This is a genomic window from Bacillus sp. 0102A (assembly GCF_036765155.1).
Classification (GTDB): Bacteria; Bacillota; Bacilli; order Bacillales; family Bacillaceae; genus Bacillus; species Bacillus subtilis_G.
In genome coordinates this window covers 236,904-254,025 of the sequence record NZ_JBAIZW010000006.1, presented here as the reverse complement: position 1 = coordinate 254,025, position 17,122 = coordinate 236,904, and the positions used below count along the sequence as shown (strand labels likewise).

The window sequence follows — 17,122 nt, the reverse complement described above, 5'->3', positions numbered from 1 at the left end:
TGCCGTTTGGCATGGGCGGTTTCTTTATGAAACAAATTGGTTGATCAGTTTGTCGATGTCGACGATGCTTCCGTCTTCTTTTCGATAGACAACATGCTCCTTGGAAAAGTGGATGGGCGAATTGATGCCGGCTGCGGCTGCGAGATTAAACAGTCCCTCGCGCAGCGAAATGACGTAGTTGCAGACACGATACTGTTTTTCCTCAACGCTTAGTGCTTGTTGCAGTTTTGGATCTGTTGTCGCTACACCTGCCGGACATGTGTTGGTGTGGCAGACGAGGGCGCGGATACAGCCGACAGAAAACATCATCCCACGGGCAATATTGACAAAGTCAGCGCCGAGGGCTAAGGCGACCGCAATTTTGTCAGGAGTCAGGAGCTTTCCGGAAGCAAAGATTTTCAGTTGGCCGCGCAATCCGTATTGTCTAAGCAGTGTATCAACCATAGGCAGCGCTGTCATAATCGGAAGGCCGACTGTGTCAGCGAGCTCATAAAAGGAAGCGCCAGTACCGCCTTCACTCCCGTCTATCGTAATAAAATCCGGATGCTTTCCGCTTTTCTGCATATAAGAGAAAAGCTCGTGCAATTCGTCAGGGTGGCCTGCGACAAGTTTGATTCCCACAGGCTTTTGCCCGACATCTCTAAGTTTCTCAATAAAGTCGAGCATTTCAGGAGCGTTTGAAAATTCATGAAAGCGGTTCGGGCTGTCAATTGATTTCCCGGGTTCGACATTCCGGATGTCTGCCACTTCCTCTGATACTTTGGCGCCATCCACATGGCCTCCGCGGGTTTTCGCTCCTTGCGCCAGCTTTAGCTCAAACGCTTTTATTTGGTCAAGCCTGCTTTTTCTTTTAAACTCCTCCCATGAAAATTCTCCGTTTCTTTTGCGCACACCGAAAAGACCCGGCCCGATTTGGCAAATGATATCGGCGCCGCCCTTTAAGTGATACTCAGATAATCCCCCTTCACCGGTATTCATCCATGTGCCGCCAGCCTGATGAAGCCCTTTTGAGAGCGCCGTAATCGCTCGTTCTCCAAGGGAACCGTAGCTCATGGCGGACTGGCCGACTAATCCCTTCACATAAAAAGGCTTCTCGCATGTATGGGAGCCGATCACCTGCACATCATCAGGGTGGAGATGATACGGATCGACCTTGATTTGTTCGGCGTGTTCCTTTCGCTTGAACAGATTGTCAGCTTCGATTTCATAGATTTGGGTTTCAATTTTAGGCGTTTGGTTTACGTGCAATTCTTTTTTTTGTTTCGGAAATAGAGCATTACGGATATAAAATCCCGGTTTGTCAAAATCTTTTACAGATCCAAAGCCCATCATTCTGCTTTTGTATTTGCCCGAGATAACGGTTTGCTCATATTCCTTTCGTGAAAAGGGCTTGCCCTCATTGTCATTGCTGAATAAATACTGCCTGAGTTCCGGCCCGATTTTTTCAAGGATATATCGAAATCTTCCTAGCAAGGGGTAGTTGCGGAGGATCGAATGCTCCTGCTGTTTTTCATCCTTTATGTAGATCCAGACAAACAAAACGATGGGGATGGCAATGATCCCGATAAGAAATGCGATAAGTGCAATGATGAAGGTTTCCATCTGTCAGCCTCCCTTTTTTATGTAACCTTTTCCACAGTTGAGCGCTTTCCAAACAATAACAGAAGTGAGTCATTTGCCTAGGCCTTGAAGCTATTGAAGGCTTTCTGGAGCTTTCTTTTTTTATGAAAAAAGAATCAAAACACCTTTTTCAGTGAATAACGAGATTAACGGCTTTTTCCGTTTTTCCGCGCTATGTGAATTTGTTATAATGTTTAAATGGTAACAAACGAATGGAGGAACGTATGACGTGTACGATGTAACGGAGTGGAAGCATGTCTTTAAACTCGACCCAAATAAAGATTTGCCTGATGAACAGCTGGAGATTCTTTGTGAATCAGGAACGGATGCGGTCATTATAGGAGGAAGCGATGGTGTGACAGAGGACAATGTCCTGCGCATGATGTCAAAGGTGAGACGGTTTTTAGTGCCGTGTGTCCTTGAGGTGTCAGCGATTGAAGCGATCGTTCCCGGCTTTGACTTATATTTTATTCCGAGTGTATTAAACAGCAAAAACGTGGACTGGATTGTCGGAATGCACCAGAAGGCCATGAAGGAATACGGAGAACTGATGTCTATGGAAGAAATTGTGGCGGAAGGCTACTGCATCGCAAATCCGGATTGCAAAGCGGCTGCATTAACTGAAGCGAATGCCGATCTGAGTGTTGACGATATTGCCGCCTATGCGCGTGTGTCTGAGCTGCTGCAGCTTCCAATTTTTTATTTGGAATACAGCGGTATGCTTGGAGACATAGAAGCCGTGAAGAAAACGAAGGCTGTATTGGAAACGTCCACCCTGTTTTACGGCGGCGGCATCAAGGACGCGGAAACGGCAAAGCAGTATGCAGAGCATGCGGACGTGGTTGTTGTAGGCAATGCGGTGTATGAAGATTTTGACCGGGCTTTAAAAACAGTAGCGGCTGTGAAAGGCGAGTAGTAAATTGTACGGATTTGGTTTATGATAGAACATATGTTTTGTATAGGCGGGTGAACGAATTTTGAATTACATTAGCAATCAATTATTAAGCGGACTAAACCCTGTTCAGCAGGAAGCTGTAAAAACAACGGACGGGCCCCTCTTGCTGATGGCGGGAGCGGGAAGCGGAAAGACGCGTGTTCTGACACACAGAATCGCTTTTTTAATGGCGGAAAAACATGTGGCGCCGTGGAACATTCTGGCGATCACATTTACAAATAAAGCGGCACGAGAAATGAAAGAACGTGTGGAAAGCATTCTCGGACCGGGCGCGGACGATATCTGGATTTCCACATTCCACAGCATGTGCGTGCGGATTTTGCGCAGAGATATCGACCGGATCGGGATCAACCGTAATTTCTCCATCCTTGATACGGCGGACCAGCTTTCGGTCATCAAAGGGATTTTGAAGGAACGCAATCTTGATCCGAAAAAGTTTGATCCGAGAAGCATCCTGGGCACGATCAGCGGTGCGAAAAACGAATTGACCGAACCGGAGGAATTCTCTAAAGTTGCCGGCGGTTATTACGATCAGGTGGTCAGCGACGTATATGCTGATTATCAGAAAAAGCTTTTGAAAAACCAGTCGCTCGATTTCGACGATTTAATTATGACAACGATTAAACTGTTTGACCGTGTGCCGGAAGTGCTTGAATTTTATCAGCGCAAATTCCAGTACATCCATGTTGATGAGTATCAGGATACGAACAGAGCCCAATACATGCTTGTTAAGCAGCTTGCGGAGCGTTTCCAGAACCTTTGCGTGGTCGGGGACTCTGATCAGTCGATCTACAGATGGCGCGGCGCGGATATCACCAACATCCTTTCGTTTGAAAAAGATTATCCGAACGCAAGCGTGATTTTGCTTGAACAAAACTACCGGTCAACGAAACGGATTTTGAGCGCGGCTAACGAGGTCATCAAAAACAACTCAAACCGCAAACCGAAAAATCTGTGGACGGAAAACGATGATGGCGTCAAAATTGCTTACTACCGCGGAGATAACGAGTTCGGCGAAGGACAGTTTGTTGCAGGTAAAATTTATCAGCTTCACAGCTCAGGCAAGCGGAAGCTGTCGGATATCGCCATTTTGTACCGGACAAACGCTCAGTCCCGTGTAATTGAGGAAACGCTTCTCAAAGCTGGCTTGAACTATAACATTGTCGGCGGCACAAAGTTCTATGACAGAAAAGAAATTAAAGACATTCTCGCGTACCTGCGCCTCGTATCCAATCCGGATGACGATATCAGCTTCACACGTATTGTCAACGTGCCGAAGCGCGGAGTCGGCGCCACTTCACTTGAAAAAATCGCTTCGTATGCGGCGATGAACGGCTTGTCGTTTTTCCAAGCGATTCAGCAGGTTGATTTTATCGGCGTCAGCGCTAAGGCGGCCAACGCGCTCGACAGCTTCAGACAGATGATTGAGAACCTGACCAATATGCAGGACTACTTGTCCATTACAGAGCTGACAGAAGAAATTCTCGATAAGACCGAATACAGAGAAATGCTGAAGGCTGAGAAATCAATCGAAGCCCAAAGCCGTTTAGAAAACATCGACGAGTTCCTGTCTGTCACGAAAAACTTTGAACAGAAAAGCGAAGATAAAACACTCGTTGCGTTCCTGACAGATTTGGCACTGATCGCCGATATCGATCAGCTCGACCAGAAAGAAGAGGAATCCGGCGGCAAGGATGCAATCACTCTGATGACGCTGCACGCCGCAAAAGGGCTGGAGTTCCCGGTTGTTTTCTTGATGGGGCTTGAAGAAGGCGTCTTCCCGCACAGCCGTTCACTGATGGAGGAAGCGGAAATGGAAGAAGAGCGCCGCCTTGCTTACGTTGGGATTACAAGAGCGGAGCAGGAGCTTTATCTGACCAACGCCAAAATGCGCACCTTGTTTGGCCGAACAAATATGAACCCGGAATCTCGCTTTATTGCTGAAATACCGGATGATTTATTGGAAAACCTAAATGAGAAAAAAGAAACGAGAACGCCGTCTGCGAGAAAAATGCAGCCGAGACGCGGCCCTGTTTCACGTCCGGTATCCTACGCCGGCAAAACAGGCGGTGACTCCTTAAACTGGGCAGTTGGAGATAAGGCCGGCCATAAAAAATGGGGAACAGGAACTGTCGTCAGTGTGAAAGGCGAAGGAGAAGGGACGGAGCTTGATATCGCCTTCCCGAGCCCTGTCGGCGTAAAACGCCTATTAGCGGCATTCGCTCCTATTGAAAAGCAGTAATTGAAGAGGAAAGGAAGAAGCAGATGGACCAAGAAACAGCGAAGCAGCGGGCAGAAGAACTGCGCCGCACCATCAACAAGTATAGCTATGAATATTACACCTTAGATGAACCGAGCGTCCCTGATGCCGAATACGACAGATTGATGCAGGAGCTGATTGCGATCGAGGAGGGGCATCCAGACCTCAGAACGCCTGACTCTCCTACGCAGCGTGTCGGCGGAGCCGTGCTTGAAGCGTTTCAGAAAGTCACTCACGGCACGCCGATGCTCAGTTTGGGCAACGCCTTTAATGCCGATGATCTCCGTGATTTCGACCGCCGGGTGCGTCAGGCGGTCGGTGACGATGTGGCGTATAATGTGGAGCTGAAAATAGACGGTCTTGCTGTTTCTCTCCGTTATAAAGACGGCTATTTTGCCAGAGGCGCCACAAGAGGTGACGGCACGACTGGTGAGGATATTACGGAGAATCTGAAGACGATCCGCAATATCCCGCTCAAAATGAAACGTGATCTGTCCATCGAAGTGCGCGGCGAGGCGTATATGCCGAAGCCTTCGTTTGAAGCGCTCAATGAGGAACGGATCAAAAATGAAGAAGAACCGTTTGCCAATCCGCGAAATGCCGCCGCGGGCTCACTCAGACAGCTCGATCCGAAAATTGCGGCGAAACGAAATCTCGATATCTTCGTCTACAGTATAGCGGAGCTTGATGAAATTGGGGTGGAGACGCAAAGCCAGGGACTTGATTTTCTCGATGAAATCGGATTTAAAACGAATCAGGAACGACAAAAATGCGGCAGCATAGAAGAAGTCATCGCGCTGATCGATGAGTTTCAGGCTAAGCGCGCTGACCTCCCGTATGAAATTGACGGCATCGTCATTAAAGTAGATTCCCTCGATCAGCAGGAGGAGCTCGGTTTTACTGCGAAAAGCCCGCGCTGGGCCATCGCGTATAAATTTCCTGCTGAAGAGGTCGTGACAAAGCTTCTCGATATCGAATTAAATGTCGGCAGAACGGGTGTCATTACGCCGACCGCGGTTCTCGAACCGGTAAAAGTTGCCGGCACAACGGTCTCAAGAGCATCCCTGCATAATGAAGATTTAATTAAAGAGAAGGACATTCGGATCTTGGATAAGGTCGTCATCAAAAAAGCGGGCGATATTATTCCGGAAGTCGTAAACGTCCTAGTTGAACAGCGCACGGGAGAAGAAAAGGAATTCAGCATGCCGACCGAATGCCCGGAATGCGGAAGCGAGCTCGTTCGTATTGAAGGAGAAGTGGCGCTCCGCTGCATTAATCCTGAATGCCCCGCGCAAATCCGGGAAGGGCTGATTCATTTCGTTTCCCGCAATGCCATGAACATTGACGGGCTTGGCGAACGAGTCATCACACAGCTGTTTGAGGAGAACCTTGTTCGCAATGTGGCGGATTTGTATAAGCTGACAAAGGAACAGGTCATTCAGCTCGAAAGAATGGGAGAAAAGTCCACTGAAAACCTGATCAGCTCCATCCAAAAATCAAAAGAAAATTCGTTAGAACGCTTGCTATTCGGACTCGGCATCCGTTTTATCGGCTCAAAGGCCGCAAAGACGCTCGCTATGCATTTTGAAAGTTTGGAGAACCTGAAAAAAGCTTCCAAAGAGGAGCTTCTCGCGATCGATGAAATCGGTGAAAAAATGGCTGACGCGGTCATCACTTATTTTCATAAAGAAGAAATGCTTGATCTCTTGAATGAACTTCAGGAGCTGGGCGTAAACACACTCTACAAAGGCCCGAAAAAAGTAAAAGCAGAGGACAGCGATTCTTACTTTGCCGGTAAAACAATTGTTCTGACAGGAAAGCTGGAAGAACTGTCTAGAAACGAAGCCAAAGCGCAAATCGAAGCGCTCGGCGGAAAGCTGACTGGAAGCGTCAGCAAAAACACAGACTTGGTCATCGCCGGAGAAGCGGCGGGAAGCAAGCTGACAAAAGCGCAAGAGCTGGACATTGAAGTGTGGAATGAAGAACAGTTAATAGGAGAGCTAAAGAAATAAGAGGAGTGTTTTCTATTGAAAAAGACGTTGGCAATGGCGGCAACGGCGGCAGTGTTAATGCTGTCTGCCTGCTCGTCAGGTTTTGGGGGGGAGAAGGAGGAAGAGATCACGCAAAAGACAGCGAAATCGTCAGAAAAAGCGATTGTCCCGAAATATAATATCTCTGACTCCTATTACAAAATGGTGCTGCCATTTAAGGCGGGAAAAGCGCGAGGCTTGACGACGGAACAGCTGAATACAAGACTGGACATTGATGAGTTTGAAACAGGGCTGATGCGTCTTGCCCAAGATTCTTTCTCGACTGAAGATTACCTGTTCCAAGAAGGGCAATATTTAGATGAAGATACAGTATTAAGCTGGCTGGCACGGAAAAAAACAGGCTCAGATCTGAAAAAAGCCCAAAAAGAAGATAAAGACTTCAAAAATGAAGGATTGAACCCGGCGCTTCCAAGCTCCGGTTCAACAGAAGAGAAATACGAAAGCAGCCCGGTTTATTTAGCGTCCATGCTGGAGCACGATTATTTAGTCAGAAAAGACAAGAATTCCATCCAGCTTGGCGGCGTGATGATCGGACTGGCGTTGAACTCTGTGTATTACTATCGTGAAAAAACAGGTGACCCTCAAAAAGAGGTGGAGATTAAGGACAGCACGCTCCGCAAACAGGGAGAAAAAATCGCACAGGAGGTCATTAACCGCCTCCGTAAAAAAGATAACCTGAAGAATGTGCCGATCACCATCGCGCTTTACAAGCAGGCGTCAAAAACATCGATTGTACCGGGGAATTTCATCTCCAAAACAGAAGTCAAAGCAGGCTCCACGGATATCTCGAATTGGGATAACATCAATGAAACTTATGTTTTCTATCCGGCGGATACAACCACAGCAGAAAAATACCCGGATGACACCGAGGTCTTTAAGCGGTTCAAAAACTCAATCGAAGAGTATTTCCCGAACTACACAGGCGTTGTAGGTACAGCGTTGTATGAGAATGATGAAATGACGAAAATGAAGATCGACATTCCAATGCAATTCTATGGAAAAAGTGAAGTCGTCGCGTTTACCCAGTTCTTAACGGGTGAAGTGATGGATTACTACTCTAAGAGCTCACTTAATCTCGAAGTGAATATCACATCTTCAGATGGACAGGAAGCGGTCATTATCCGCAATGCAGGAGATAAAGAGCCGACTGTTCATATTTATGACTAAAATAAGGTAACCCCTTGCGTCGCAACGGCGCTGGGGTTATTTTGCGTTTGTGTTGAATTTAGGTATCATTGGAGGGGATATATATTTATGTTATGATGTTCTAAAAATAGAAAAGGGTTGAAATTATGAAAAATAAATCCTTTTATTTCATATGGGCGGGTCAATCAATTGCCAATTTAGGGGATTCTCTATATGTGCTGGTTCTGACCCTATTCACCTATCAAGTCACAGACTCAGCTTTTTTGGCATCGCTTGTGGCTATGATGCAATTTGTCGGACAGTCATTAAGCGCAGTATTTATACCTGTTTTTATTAATAAATACAGGCTCAAACAAATTTTGATTTTTTTGCAGCTGACGCAAACTATTCTTTTATCTTTGCTGCTTGTTATATTTATCATAGATTTTAAATCTATTTTTATCTTTTTTTTGATCGTATTTTTCATGTCACTGTTAGATGGAGGAACCATCCCGGTCAGAAATTCAATGATTCCCCGTTTTGTTCCCAAATCCATGCTATTGAAAGCAAATAGTCTTGTATTAACCTCTGATCAAATCGTGCTCTTGCTCGGTTGGCTGCTCGGCGGCATTTTGATCAAATGGCTCGGGCCCCAATTGCTTTTAATGCTGACTTTTGTGCTTTATGGCACTTCGACAGTGTCTCTATTTTTTGTCAAGGATGCCGGAAAAGGAGATGCCGAAAAAGAAGAAAATGAGTCTTTTATTGATAAAATCTCAGCTGGCTGGAAAGCGATTTATCAAATGCCTGTCATCAGAATGCTGACTGTTCTAGAACTTTTATCTATGTTTGGCAGAAGCATTTGGACTGGGGCCATCATTCTTGTTTATGTCGATGAAGTGCTTCATAAAAGTGAGACATGGTGGGGGTTTATTAATGCAAGCTATTTCGCCGGCACCATTACAGGCGGTTTAATTGTATGGAAACTTTCGAAAAACATCAGCGGAAAACTGTTCTCAATGATCTTATGGACATCACTTGCCATAGGCGCTTGCACATTATGTCTTGCACTAAACAAGTATGCGCTGGCATCCCTGCTTTTTGTCTTTATTCTGGGACCATCATTTCAGCTCAGGGGGATTGCGATCAGAACGTACGTACAGGAGAACATAAACGAAACAATGCTGCCGAAAATCCTGTCTGCTCAGCATACGATAAGTACATTTGTATACGGCGCTTCCATCTTAATTATGAGCAGTCTTACTGATTGGCTTGGTGTGCAATATGTGTTTTTCTTGAATTTTATCATTTTTACTGCTTCAGCACTTCTATCATTAAAATTAAAAAATGAACAAATATAGACAATATATTATAAATATTTACAAAAGGTATTTTAGTGTGTTTAAATTGGTGGTATCAAATAATTTTTATTAAGAGGTGGGAATTTTTGAATGATAAATTGAATTTATTTCCTCTTTCTCATCACCAAAAAAGAATTTTAAATATCGAAAATTTATATCCTGATACAGCTATTAATCATATCGGCGGCCTTATACAAATCAATGGAAAGCTGAATCTTGAGACATTACAAAAAGCCATTCAGCTTTGTATCAGACAGACAGAATCCCTCAGAATACGGCTCGTGAAGCAGGAAGAATCAGTTCTTCAATACATAGACGAAAAAACTCAGGCGCAAGTGCCGTCAGCCGATTTTACCCAAACGGATTATCCTTATGAAAGAATGCTGGATTGGGCAGAACGGGAGTTTAAAATACCATTCTCTTTATATGATAACGCACTTGCTCAATTTTATGTGTTTCAAACAGATGAAGCGACATGCGGATATTTAATCAAATGCCATCATATTGTCGCTGATGGCTGGTCTATGAAAATCATCATTGATAAGATTAAGAATCTGTACATGCAGCTCACATCCGGTGAACTTCTTACAGAAGAGGCTGACAATTATTCGATTCTTATAGAAAAAGAGAAAAAATACCTTTCTTCATCACGATATGACAAAGATGCTGCGTTCTGGAAAGCTGAATTTTCTCACTTGCCGGACAGCTTCTTGTCAAAAAGCTCTGCACACATTGCCGGAAAGCGCAAGCGGTATAAGCTTGACCAAGAGCATTCTGCCGCAGTTTATGAATTTATTCAACGACAAGGCTCTTCGTTAAACGCTTTGTTTACTGCATCGTTGTTTTGGTATTTAAGCAAGGTAACCGGAGAGAATGATTTTATTATAGGCACGCCGGTATTAAACAGATCAGGCAAGAAGGAAAAAAGCACTGCAGGGATGACGGTCAGTACGATGCCGTTCAGAAAGAAAACAGACAGTGATGTATGTTTTTCGGACTTTTTAAAAGAAGTCAATTCCGATTACATGAAATACTTTCTCCATCAACGATATCCCTATGATGAATTGGTGAAGGAACTGCAGCTTGCAAAACAGGGATACGACCAGCTTTTCCAAATTTATATGAATTCATATAACACTGACCTGGCTTCTGATATAAGCGGGTGTCGTGTCGAATATGATGAATTATATAACGGGTCACAGCCTTATTCTCTGCAGATCGCTGTTAAAGAGTGGGATGAAGGCGGAGCGATCGAATTGCAGTTTGACTACAAGGTATCCGATCACAGCGAAGCGGACATTCAGCTATTGAATGAACGTTTACAGCGCTTGATTTTATCAGTCATCGAGAATCCAGATCTGGAATTAAGGAATTTGTCTCTATTAACAGAACAAGAAAAAAGAGACGAAATCGTGAAGTGGAATCAGACACGGGCTGATTATCCGAAAGATCTGACAATCGATCAATTATTTCAAGGAAAAGCCGCACAGTATCCGTTTTATACAGCGATTGAGGATGGAATAAAACAGGTTTCCTATCAAGAACTGGATGAACGCTCCAGCCAGATTGCCCGTTACCTAATCCATAAAGGAATAAGCCGCGGTCATTTTGCCGCCGTGAGCATGAAACATTCACCAGATTTGATCGCTGTGTTGCTGGGCATTTTAAAAGCAGGCGGCGCCTATGTGCCGATTGATCCCGAATATCCCGCCGAACGCATTCAATATATTTTGGAAAACAGCGAAGCGGCATTTTTTATTACAGATCCGCTTTTTGAGACAGACTGCCGTTTGCCAAGCCAAGTGAAAAAAATCAGTTTTGACTGCGCCATGTTTCATGATTTAGATACGGGACAGTTAGACATCAAGAACGATCCTTCCGACATTGCATATATGATTTACACTTCTGGATCAACAGGGCAGCCGAAAGGCGTGATGATCGAACATCAGAGCCTTGTAAACTACATTATATCAGCCTCTAAGAATTACACTTCTTCCCAAGATGATAGCTTTGCGCTCTACTCATCCATAGCTTTTGATTTAACCGTTACATCCATTTATACCCCATTAGTGACAGGAAATAAAATCAACATTTACAGACAAGAAGATATACCGGAGTTTGTACTCCATCGAATCGTAAAAGAAAAGAAAACAGCTGTTATCAAGCTGACGCCAGCACATTTAGCGTTATTGAAAGATGAAAATTTGTCAGAATCCTCTATAAAAAGAATGATCGTCGGCGGAGAGCAGCTGCCTGTTTTATTAGCACGCCAAATAACAGAATCATCAGATCAATGCATTGAGATTTTCAATGAATACGGACCGACAGAAGCGACAGTGGGATGTATGATCCACAAATATGACCTAAAACGGGATCAGCAGGCTTCGGTGCCAATAGGGATTCCGATGCAGAACACTGAAATTTATTTATTAGATGAACAGCTGCAGCCTGTATTGCCGGGAACTCAAGGGGAAATGTATATATCAGGCGATAATGTCGCCAGAGGATATTGGAAGCGTCCGAATTTGCAAACCGAGCGTTTTCTGGATAACCCTTTCATGAAGGGCAGAAAAATGTATAAGACAGGCGATCTGGCGAAAAGAATGAATAATGGACTGCTTGAATATGCGGGGCGGAAAGATCATCAAATCAAATTAAAAGGCTACCGTATTGAACTGGGAGAAATTGAACTAGCTCTGCTTTCGCTTGAAGACATAGATGAGGCGGTTGTCATTGATTTTAATGATTCACAGGGCAGAAAACAATTGGCGGCATATGTTGTCAGCTCAACCAAAACGGCAGCGCTGGAGCTCCGGAAAAAGCTTTCTGACAAACTGCCTGTTTTTATGGTTCCGGCCTACTTTATTCATATGGATCGGATTCCGCTGACGCAAAATGGAAAAACAGACAGAGAAGCTCTCCCTGACCCTTTACTGTATCAAGAGCAGACAGATTATGGATTGTTAACTGAAGAGCAGAAAGAAGCGGAGGCGGTTCTTTTAGAAACCGCGAAGGAGATTCTCGGCCAGACTGATATTCGCCCAGAGGATCATTTTTATCAGCTTGGCGGAGATTCTATCAAAGCCATTCAATTCGTTTCAAAAATGAAAGAAAAAGGTCTTTTTATCAAGACTCAGGATATGATGACATATCCCGTATTTAGAGAACTTGTCAGTGCCGTGACTAGCAAACAATCGGTTTCAATTTCTCAACAACAAGCAGAAGGCAGAGTGATGGGAACGCCGATTACCCAATGGTTCTGGTCCTTGAATTTAAAGTGCGCTCATTTCTGGCATCAATCGGTTATGCTAACTGCTGAAAAAGAGATTCATCTTGAAGATGTAAAAGCGGTTCTATCTATTTTGATCAATCATCACGACAGCTTGCGAATGAATGTAGAAAAAGAAACGAATACCTTGTTTTATCACAATACAGATATCGAACCTTATACCGAATACTGGGATCTGTCTAATTTTTCCGAGGAAGAGCAAACCAAACAAATAGCGGTCATCGGACAGGAAATGAGAGAAAGCACTGACTTATACAATGGAGTGCTTTTTAAAACCGGAGTGATCAAAGCAAACAAAAAAACGCATTTGTTATTTACAGCTCATCACCTGATCACGGACGGTGTATCATGGCAAATTTTGATTGATGATTTTCTTACTCTTTTACATTCAATAGATAAGAAGGAAGAGAGGAGACTTCCTTTAAAGACACATTCTTATCAAAAATTTTCAGATTCGATCCATGAATATGCTAATTCGCGTGAAGCGGAAGAAGAATGCAGCTATTGGGATGAAAAAGTGAAACAGATTGAGCCTCTCTATGAGTTTTGTTCGGAAAATTCCAAAGTTGAAAATAGCTTAAAACTGAAACGGGCTTTGAGCCGCCAGATGACTCAAAAACTGCTCAGTGAAGCAAATGAGGCGTATCAAACCCAAACCAATGATTTGCTTATCGCTGCGTTAATCCGGGCTTGCCATCATTGCACAGGCAAAGAGGTTATTTCTTTGGAATTAGAAGGTCACGGAAGAGAACCAATAAAAGAAGATTTAGATTTTTCAAGAACGTTCGGGTGGTTTACAGCGATGTATCCTGCCGTATTTCAGGCAGAGGCTGAACTGCCGGCGCAAATCCGGTCAGTGAAAGAAAACCTGCGAAGCATTCCCAAAAAGGGTATTGGCTACGGCGCTCTCACCTATTTGAGTAAACGAATGCCGGCTCACAGGAAGCCTGAGCTGCGCTTTAATTATCTAGGAGAAGTTGACCGTTTTTTAGCAGACAAATCAGAATACCGGATAACTTATTTAAATTCAGGCGCCGAGTCATCACCGGAAAATGATCTGACAGTCAGTCTTGATTTGACAGCAGGAATCTATGACGGACAGCTAACGTTGGATTTAATCTGCACCGATCTTTATCAAACAGGAGATATGGAACAGCTTTTAGATGAGTTTTCTGTACAGCTGAAGGAGCTGGCAGAACATTGTTGTAAACAAGAGTCTGTCGAATATACGCCATCAGATTTCGAGACCGCCTCATTATCTATTGAAGAATTGGATTCTTTGTTCAAATGATGAGAAACGTATGGCTGGTTTTATGTTTTTGTCTGTCAATTCTAGTCTGGGATGGCGGGCAGGTAAACGCTCAGACACCAGTTGATAAGCGCATTGACGCCCTGATTGAAAAGCAAATGAAGGAAAGCGGAATACCCGGGATCTCTATGACAGTGGTAAAAGGAGAGGATGTTGTATATGAAAAGGGATTTGGTTATGCCGGCGAAAGGCATAGCCGCCCTGTAACTACTTCGACATTATTTGAGATGGGCTCAACCTCTAAAGCGTTTACTGCACTGGGTGTACTTAAGCTTGTACGTTCGGGGGCAATCAGACTAAATGACCCTGTCAGCCGGTATATCAGCGGATTTTATCCAGTTTATGACGGAAAGAAAGTAGATATCACAATTGATCAGCTGCTGCATCATACAAGTGGGATTCCTTTTTTATCGATAGCTGATATCAAAGTTGATTCAAAAGAAGATGCCTTGGGGAAAACGGCGAAGGGATTAAGGGGAGTTGAGCTTAGCCATAAACCGGGAAGCACATTTGAATATGCCACAATCAATTATGATGTGCTGGGATATATCATCGAACAGGCATCAGGCCAGCCGTACGAGCAATATATGGCTGAGCACGTTTTTAAGCAGTTAGATATGTCAAACACGTATGCTGGACGTCACGCTGGACAGGCCGGCGATGTATCATCAGGTTTTAAAATTGGATTTTTAAAGGCCAGAGCCTATAATGCGCCTGAGTATCGAGGGAACACGCCTGCTGGATATATCATCACGAACGCAGAAGATTTATCCAAATGGCTTCGTTTTCAGCTCAATCGCAGTGACACTGATATAAGCCGTTTGATCGAGCAGAGCCACCTGCCTGATAAAAGCGTAAAAACGGATGAGTCGGGCGTGTATTATGGTGCGGGATGGTCAATTTTTGAAAAAAAGGGCGCAGTCAAAGAAATGTTCCATGCCGGCTCCAACCCTAACTTTTCTTCGTTTATTATCATCAGCCCTAATGATAATGCGGCTGTAGGGGTTTTGGCAAATATGAACAGCGCGTACGCTGAGAAAATCGCACGTTCTGTTTTAGAAGTGATTGCCGAACAAAAGCAAAAACAGGACGGTTCTGTCACTGACCCGTTTCAGGTCATTGATCAAGTTGCGGTTGCCATGCTGGTTTTATTCAGTTTATTGCTTATTGTTTTGCTGTGGAGAATTTATATTTTTCTAAAAAGCGTAAAATCGAAAAATGTTCCTGTTCAGCAGCGAATCAGAATAAAGGCGCTGCTTTGGGGGATTTTGCTGGCAGCGGGAATAGTGGCGCCTAAGCTCATTTCAGTCTTCGCCTTTAATGGATTACCTTGGAGCATGATATTTATTTGGGGGCCCGGTTCTCTTCTTTATTTGGCAGCGGTTTATTATATGCTGCTCTTTGCCTCCTGTCTATTCGGTTTAGCCGCATGCTTTTTCAATCACCGCGCCGCAAGAAGGAGTGAAACGCATGAAATGTGAAGCATACATCCCTGGTATTCAGCCATTTAACGATTTATTTTATCGAAGCTGTTTTTTTAACTGTTATTTTTCCGTGGTTCGCTCGTTTCAACAAGAAATCTATCCTTATCTTTTAAATGACATATATTCGTATCAATTGGATGAAGACGGTTACCCAATGATTGATCGGACTGAAGTTTATGATCCTGAGTTTGTCATGAATCAGCAGGGAATAAGCGCGGATAAGCAATCGATGAGCAGCAGTCTCATAGATGATGTGAAACGGGATGTTCTTAAAAATAAACCCGTCATCATTTGGTTGGATACATATGCGCAGCCTTACAGACAGGAATATATGTCTAAGCATAATCGGAACAGCATACTGATTTATGGCTTACATGACGCAAATCAAACTGCTCTTGCCCTTGAAAACCGTTATCCCGATAACTTGTCATATGAAGCCAGACACATTTCATATGATCATTTGGCCAAAGCCTATCAAGGCTTTCATCGTTATTTCCAGACTCCTGCCGCTTTTCATTCTTATGCCTCCTTTTCTTATGATCCGGGCAGGGATCGCTCAGGGCAAAGCCTTTTCAAAGATGCTGCTGCCTTTTTTGTTCATAACATCACCGAGCACTTAGATCGGATGTTATCCGGTTTGGCGAGCTTCAGCCGGTTTACTGAGGAATTTCACGGCATAAGAGACAGCGAAAAACTCCTTCATTCATTTAATGGAATTTTAAATGTGAAAAAAACAGAGCGATACCGTCTCGCATTTCTTCCGGCTTTTGAACAGCTTGCCGCTGTGACATCTGACATTATTGATGAATGGGAAGCAGCGCGGCATCTTGCGGCTAAGCTTTATTTTTCAGGAAGATCTTCTTCTGGTTATAAAGACCGGATCAAAGATTCACTGCAGAAAGTGCTGGAGCTGGAAGCAGCCCATATTGAATGTTTGAAGGATATTGGTAAAGAGGAGAGGGTCAAATGATCAAACTATTCTGTCTGCCGTATGCCGGGGGTTCGAGCACCATCTTCAGCGGATGGAAAAGGTTTCTTGATGCGTCAGTTGAATTGGTGGCCTTAGAACTTCCCGGACACGGAACGAGAATGTCTGAACCGTTGCTGCATCATGCGGAATCCGTGGCGGAAGATCTTTTGGAACAAGCAATACCCCATTTGGGCCATTCGGATTATGCCATTTTTGGACATAGCATGGGATCGCTGCTTGCATATGAACTGCAAAAGAAGTTAGCCGCGGAACATAAACAGCCAATCCATATGTTTTTTTCCGGACGTTTCCCGCCCCACATCCCGGAAAAGAAAGTGCTTCATCAGCTTTCAGATTCCGCTTTAAAACAAGCGATTATTGAAATGGGGGGTGTACCAGAAGAATTCAGCAAAAATGAGCAGGTGATTGACTTTTTCCTTCCTATATTAAGAGCTGACTTTGAGTTGCTGGAAACATACAAGAATACAACTGTTGCTCCTTTATCCTGCGATATTTCGGTTTTGTATGGAGAACGTGATCTGCCGTCGGTGCTGTTTGATTTATCCGACTGGAATCAGTACACCGATCAGACATGCAGATTTTACGAATTTGAAGGAGATCATTTTTTCATTAATCAGAAGACAGAAGAAGTGACAGCTAAAATCAATCATATTTTGAATCAGACAGGAGTGGTGTGA

10 protein-coding genes are annotated in these 17,122 nt (G+C 44.1%); 9 read left to right on the top strand and 1 reads right to left on the bottom strand.

Features of this window, described 5'->3' with window-relative positions:
* Window positions 1-24 precede the first annotated feature (24 nt).
* Window positions 25-1,602: an FMN-binding glutamate synthase family protein gene (locus tag V6D41_RS15315; protein ID WP_333518787.1), complete on the bottom strand. Its 1,578-nt coding sequence runs from the start codon at window positions 1,600-1,602 to the stop codon at window positions 25-27.
* Between the two features lie 247 nt (window positions 1,603-1,849).
* On the opposite strand from V6D41_RS15315, the gene V6D41_RS15310 reads away from it, so the two are divergent.
* The 9 genes from V6D41_RS15310 (at window position 1,850) to V6D41_RS15270 (ending at window position 17,122) form a co-directional block, all read left to right on the top strand.
* Window positions 1,850-2,536 (top strand): heptaprenylglyceryl phosphate synthase, encoded by a 687-nt coding sequence (locus tag V6D41_RS15310; protein WP_333518786.1) that lies wholly within the window; start codon window positions 1,850-1,852, stop codon window positions 2,534-2,536.
* Between the two features lie 61 nt (window positions 2,537-2,597).
* Complete coding sequence (pcrA, locus tag V6D41_RS15305) at window positions 2,598-4,817, top strand: DNA helicase PcrA (RefSeq protein WP_333518785.1); 2,220 nt, start codon at window positions 2,598-2,600, stop codon at window positions 4,815-4,817.
* A 23-nt stretch (window positions 4,818-4,840) separates the two neighbouring features.
* Window positions 4,841-6,847, top strand: coding sequence for an NAD-dependent DNA ligase LigA (ligA, locus tag V6D41_RS15300; protein ID WP_333518784.1), 2,007 nt, complete (start codon window positions 4,841-4,843; stop codon window positions 6,845-6,847).
* Window positions 6,848-6,862: 15 nt separating this feature from the next.
* Complete coding sequence (locus V6D41_RS15295; RefSeq protein WP_333518783.1) at window positions 6,863-8,053, top strand: CamS family sex pheromone protein; 1,191 nt, start codon at window positions 6,863-6,865, stop codon at window positions 8,051-8,053.
* Window positions 8,054-8,178: 125 nt separating this feature from the next.
* On the top strand, window positions 8,179-9,372 hold the full coding sequence (locus tag V6D41_RS15290) for an MFS transporter (protein WP_148963503.1): 1,194 nt from the start codon (window positions 8,179-8,181) through the stop codon (window positions 9,370-9,372).
* Window positions 9,373-9,458: 86 nt separating this feature from the next.
* On the top strand, window positions 9,459-13,952 hold the full coding sequence (locus tag V6D41_RS15285) for an amino acid adenylation domain-containing protein (RefSeq protein WP_333518782.1): 4,494 nt from the start codon (window positions 9,459-9,461) through the stop codon (window positions 13,950-13,952).
* Window positions 13,949-15,451, top strand: a complete 1,503-nt coding sequence (locus V6D41_RS15280; protein ID WP_333518781.1) for a serine hydrolase domain-containing protein — start codon at window positions 13,949-13,951, stop codon at window positions 15,449-15,451. The genes V6D41_RS15285 and V6D41_RS15280 overlap by 4 nt, the downstream gene beginning before the upstream one ends.
* Entirely contained in the window at window positions 15,441-16,424 is a 984-nt protein-coding gene (locus tag V6D41_RS15275) for a hypothetical protein (protein ID WP_333518780.1), read from the top strand. Before V6D41_RS15280 ends, V6D41_RS15275 begins: the two co-directional genes overlap by 11 nt.
* Window positions 16,421-17,122 carry a thioesterase II family protein gene (locus tag V6D41_RS15270; RefSeq protein WP_333518779.1) on the top strand — a complete coding sequence of 234 codons (702 nt, stop codon included), beginning with the start codon at window positions 16,421-16,423 and terminating at the stop codon, window positions 17,120-17,122. The genes V6D41_RS15275 and V6D41_RS15270 overlap by 4 nt, the downstream gene beginning before the upstream one ends.

Coding starts and splice junctions, on each gene's coding strand:
- V6D41_RS15315 (WP_333518787.1), bottom strand. CDS start 1,602: ATGGAAACCTTCATCATTGCACTTATCGCATTTCTTATCGGGATCATT.
- ligA (WP_333518784.1), top strand. CDS start 4,841: ATGGACCAAGAAACAGCGAAGCAGCGGGCAGAAGAACTGCGCCGCACC.
- V6D41_RS15290 (WP_148963503.1), top strand. CDS start 8,179: ATGAAAAATAAATCCTTTTATTTCATATGGGCGGGTCAATCAATTGCC.
- V6D41_RS15280 (WP_333518781.1), top strand. CDS start 13,949: ATGATGAGAAACGTATGGCTGGTTTTATGTTTTTGTCTGTCAATTCTA.
- V6D41_RS15275 (WP_333518780.1), top strand. CDS start 15,441: ATGAAATGTGAAGCATACATCCCTGGTATTCAGCCATTTAACGATTTA.
- V6D41_RS15270 (WP_333518779.1), top strand. CDS start 16,421: ATGATCAAACTATTCTGTCTGCCGTATGCCGGGGGTTCGAGCACCATC.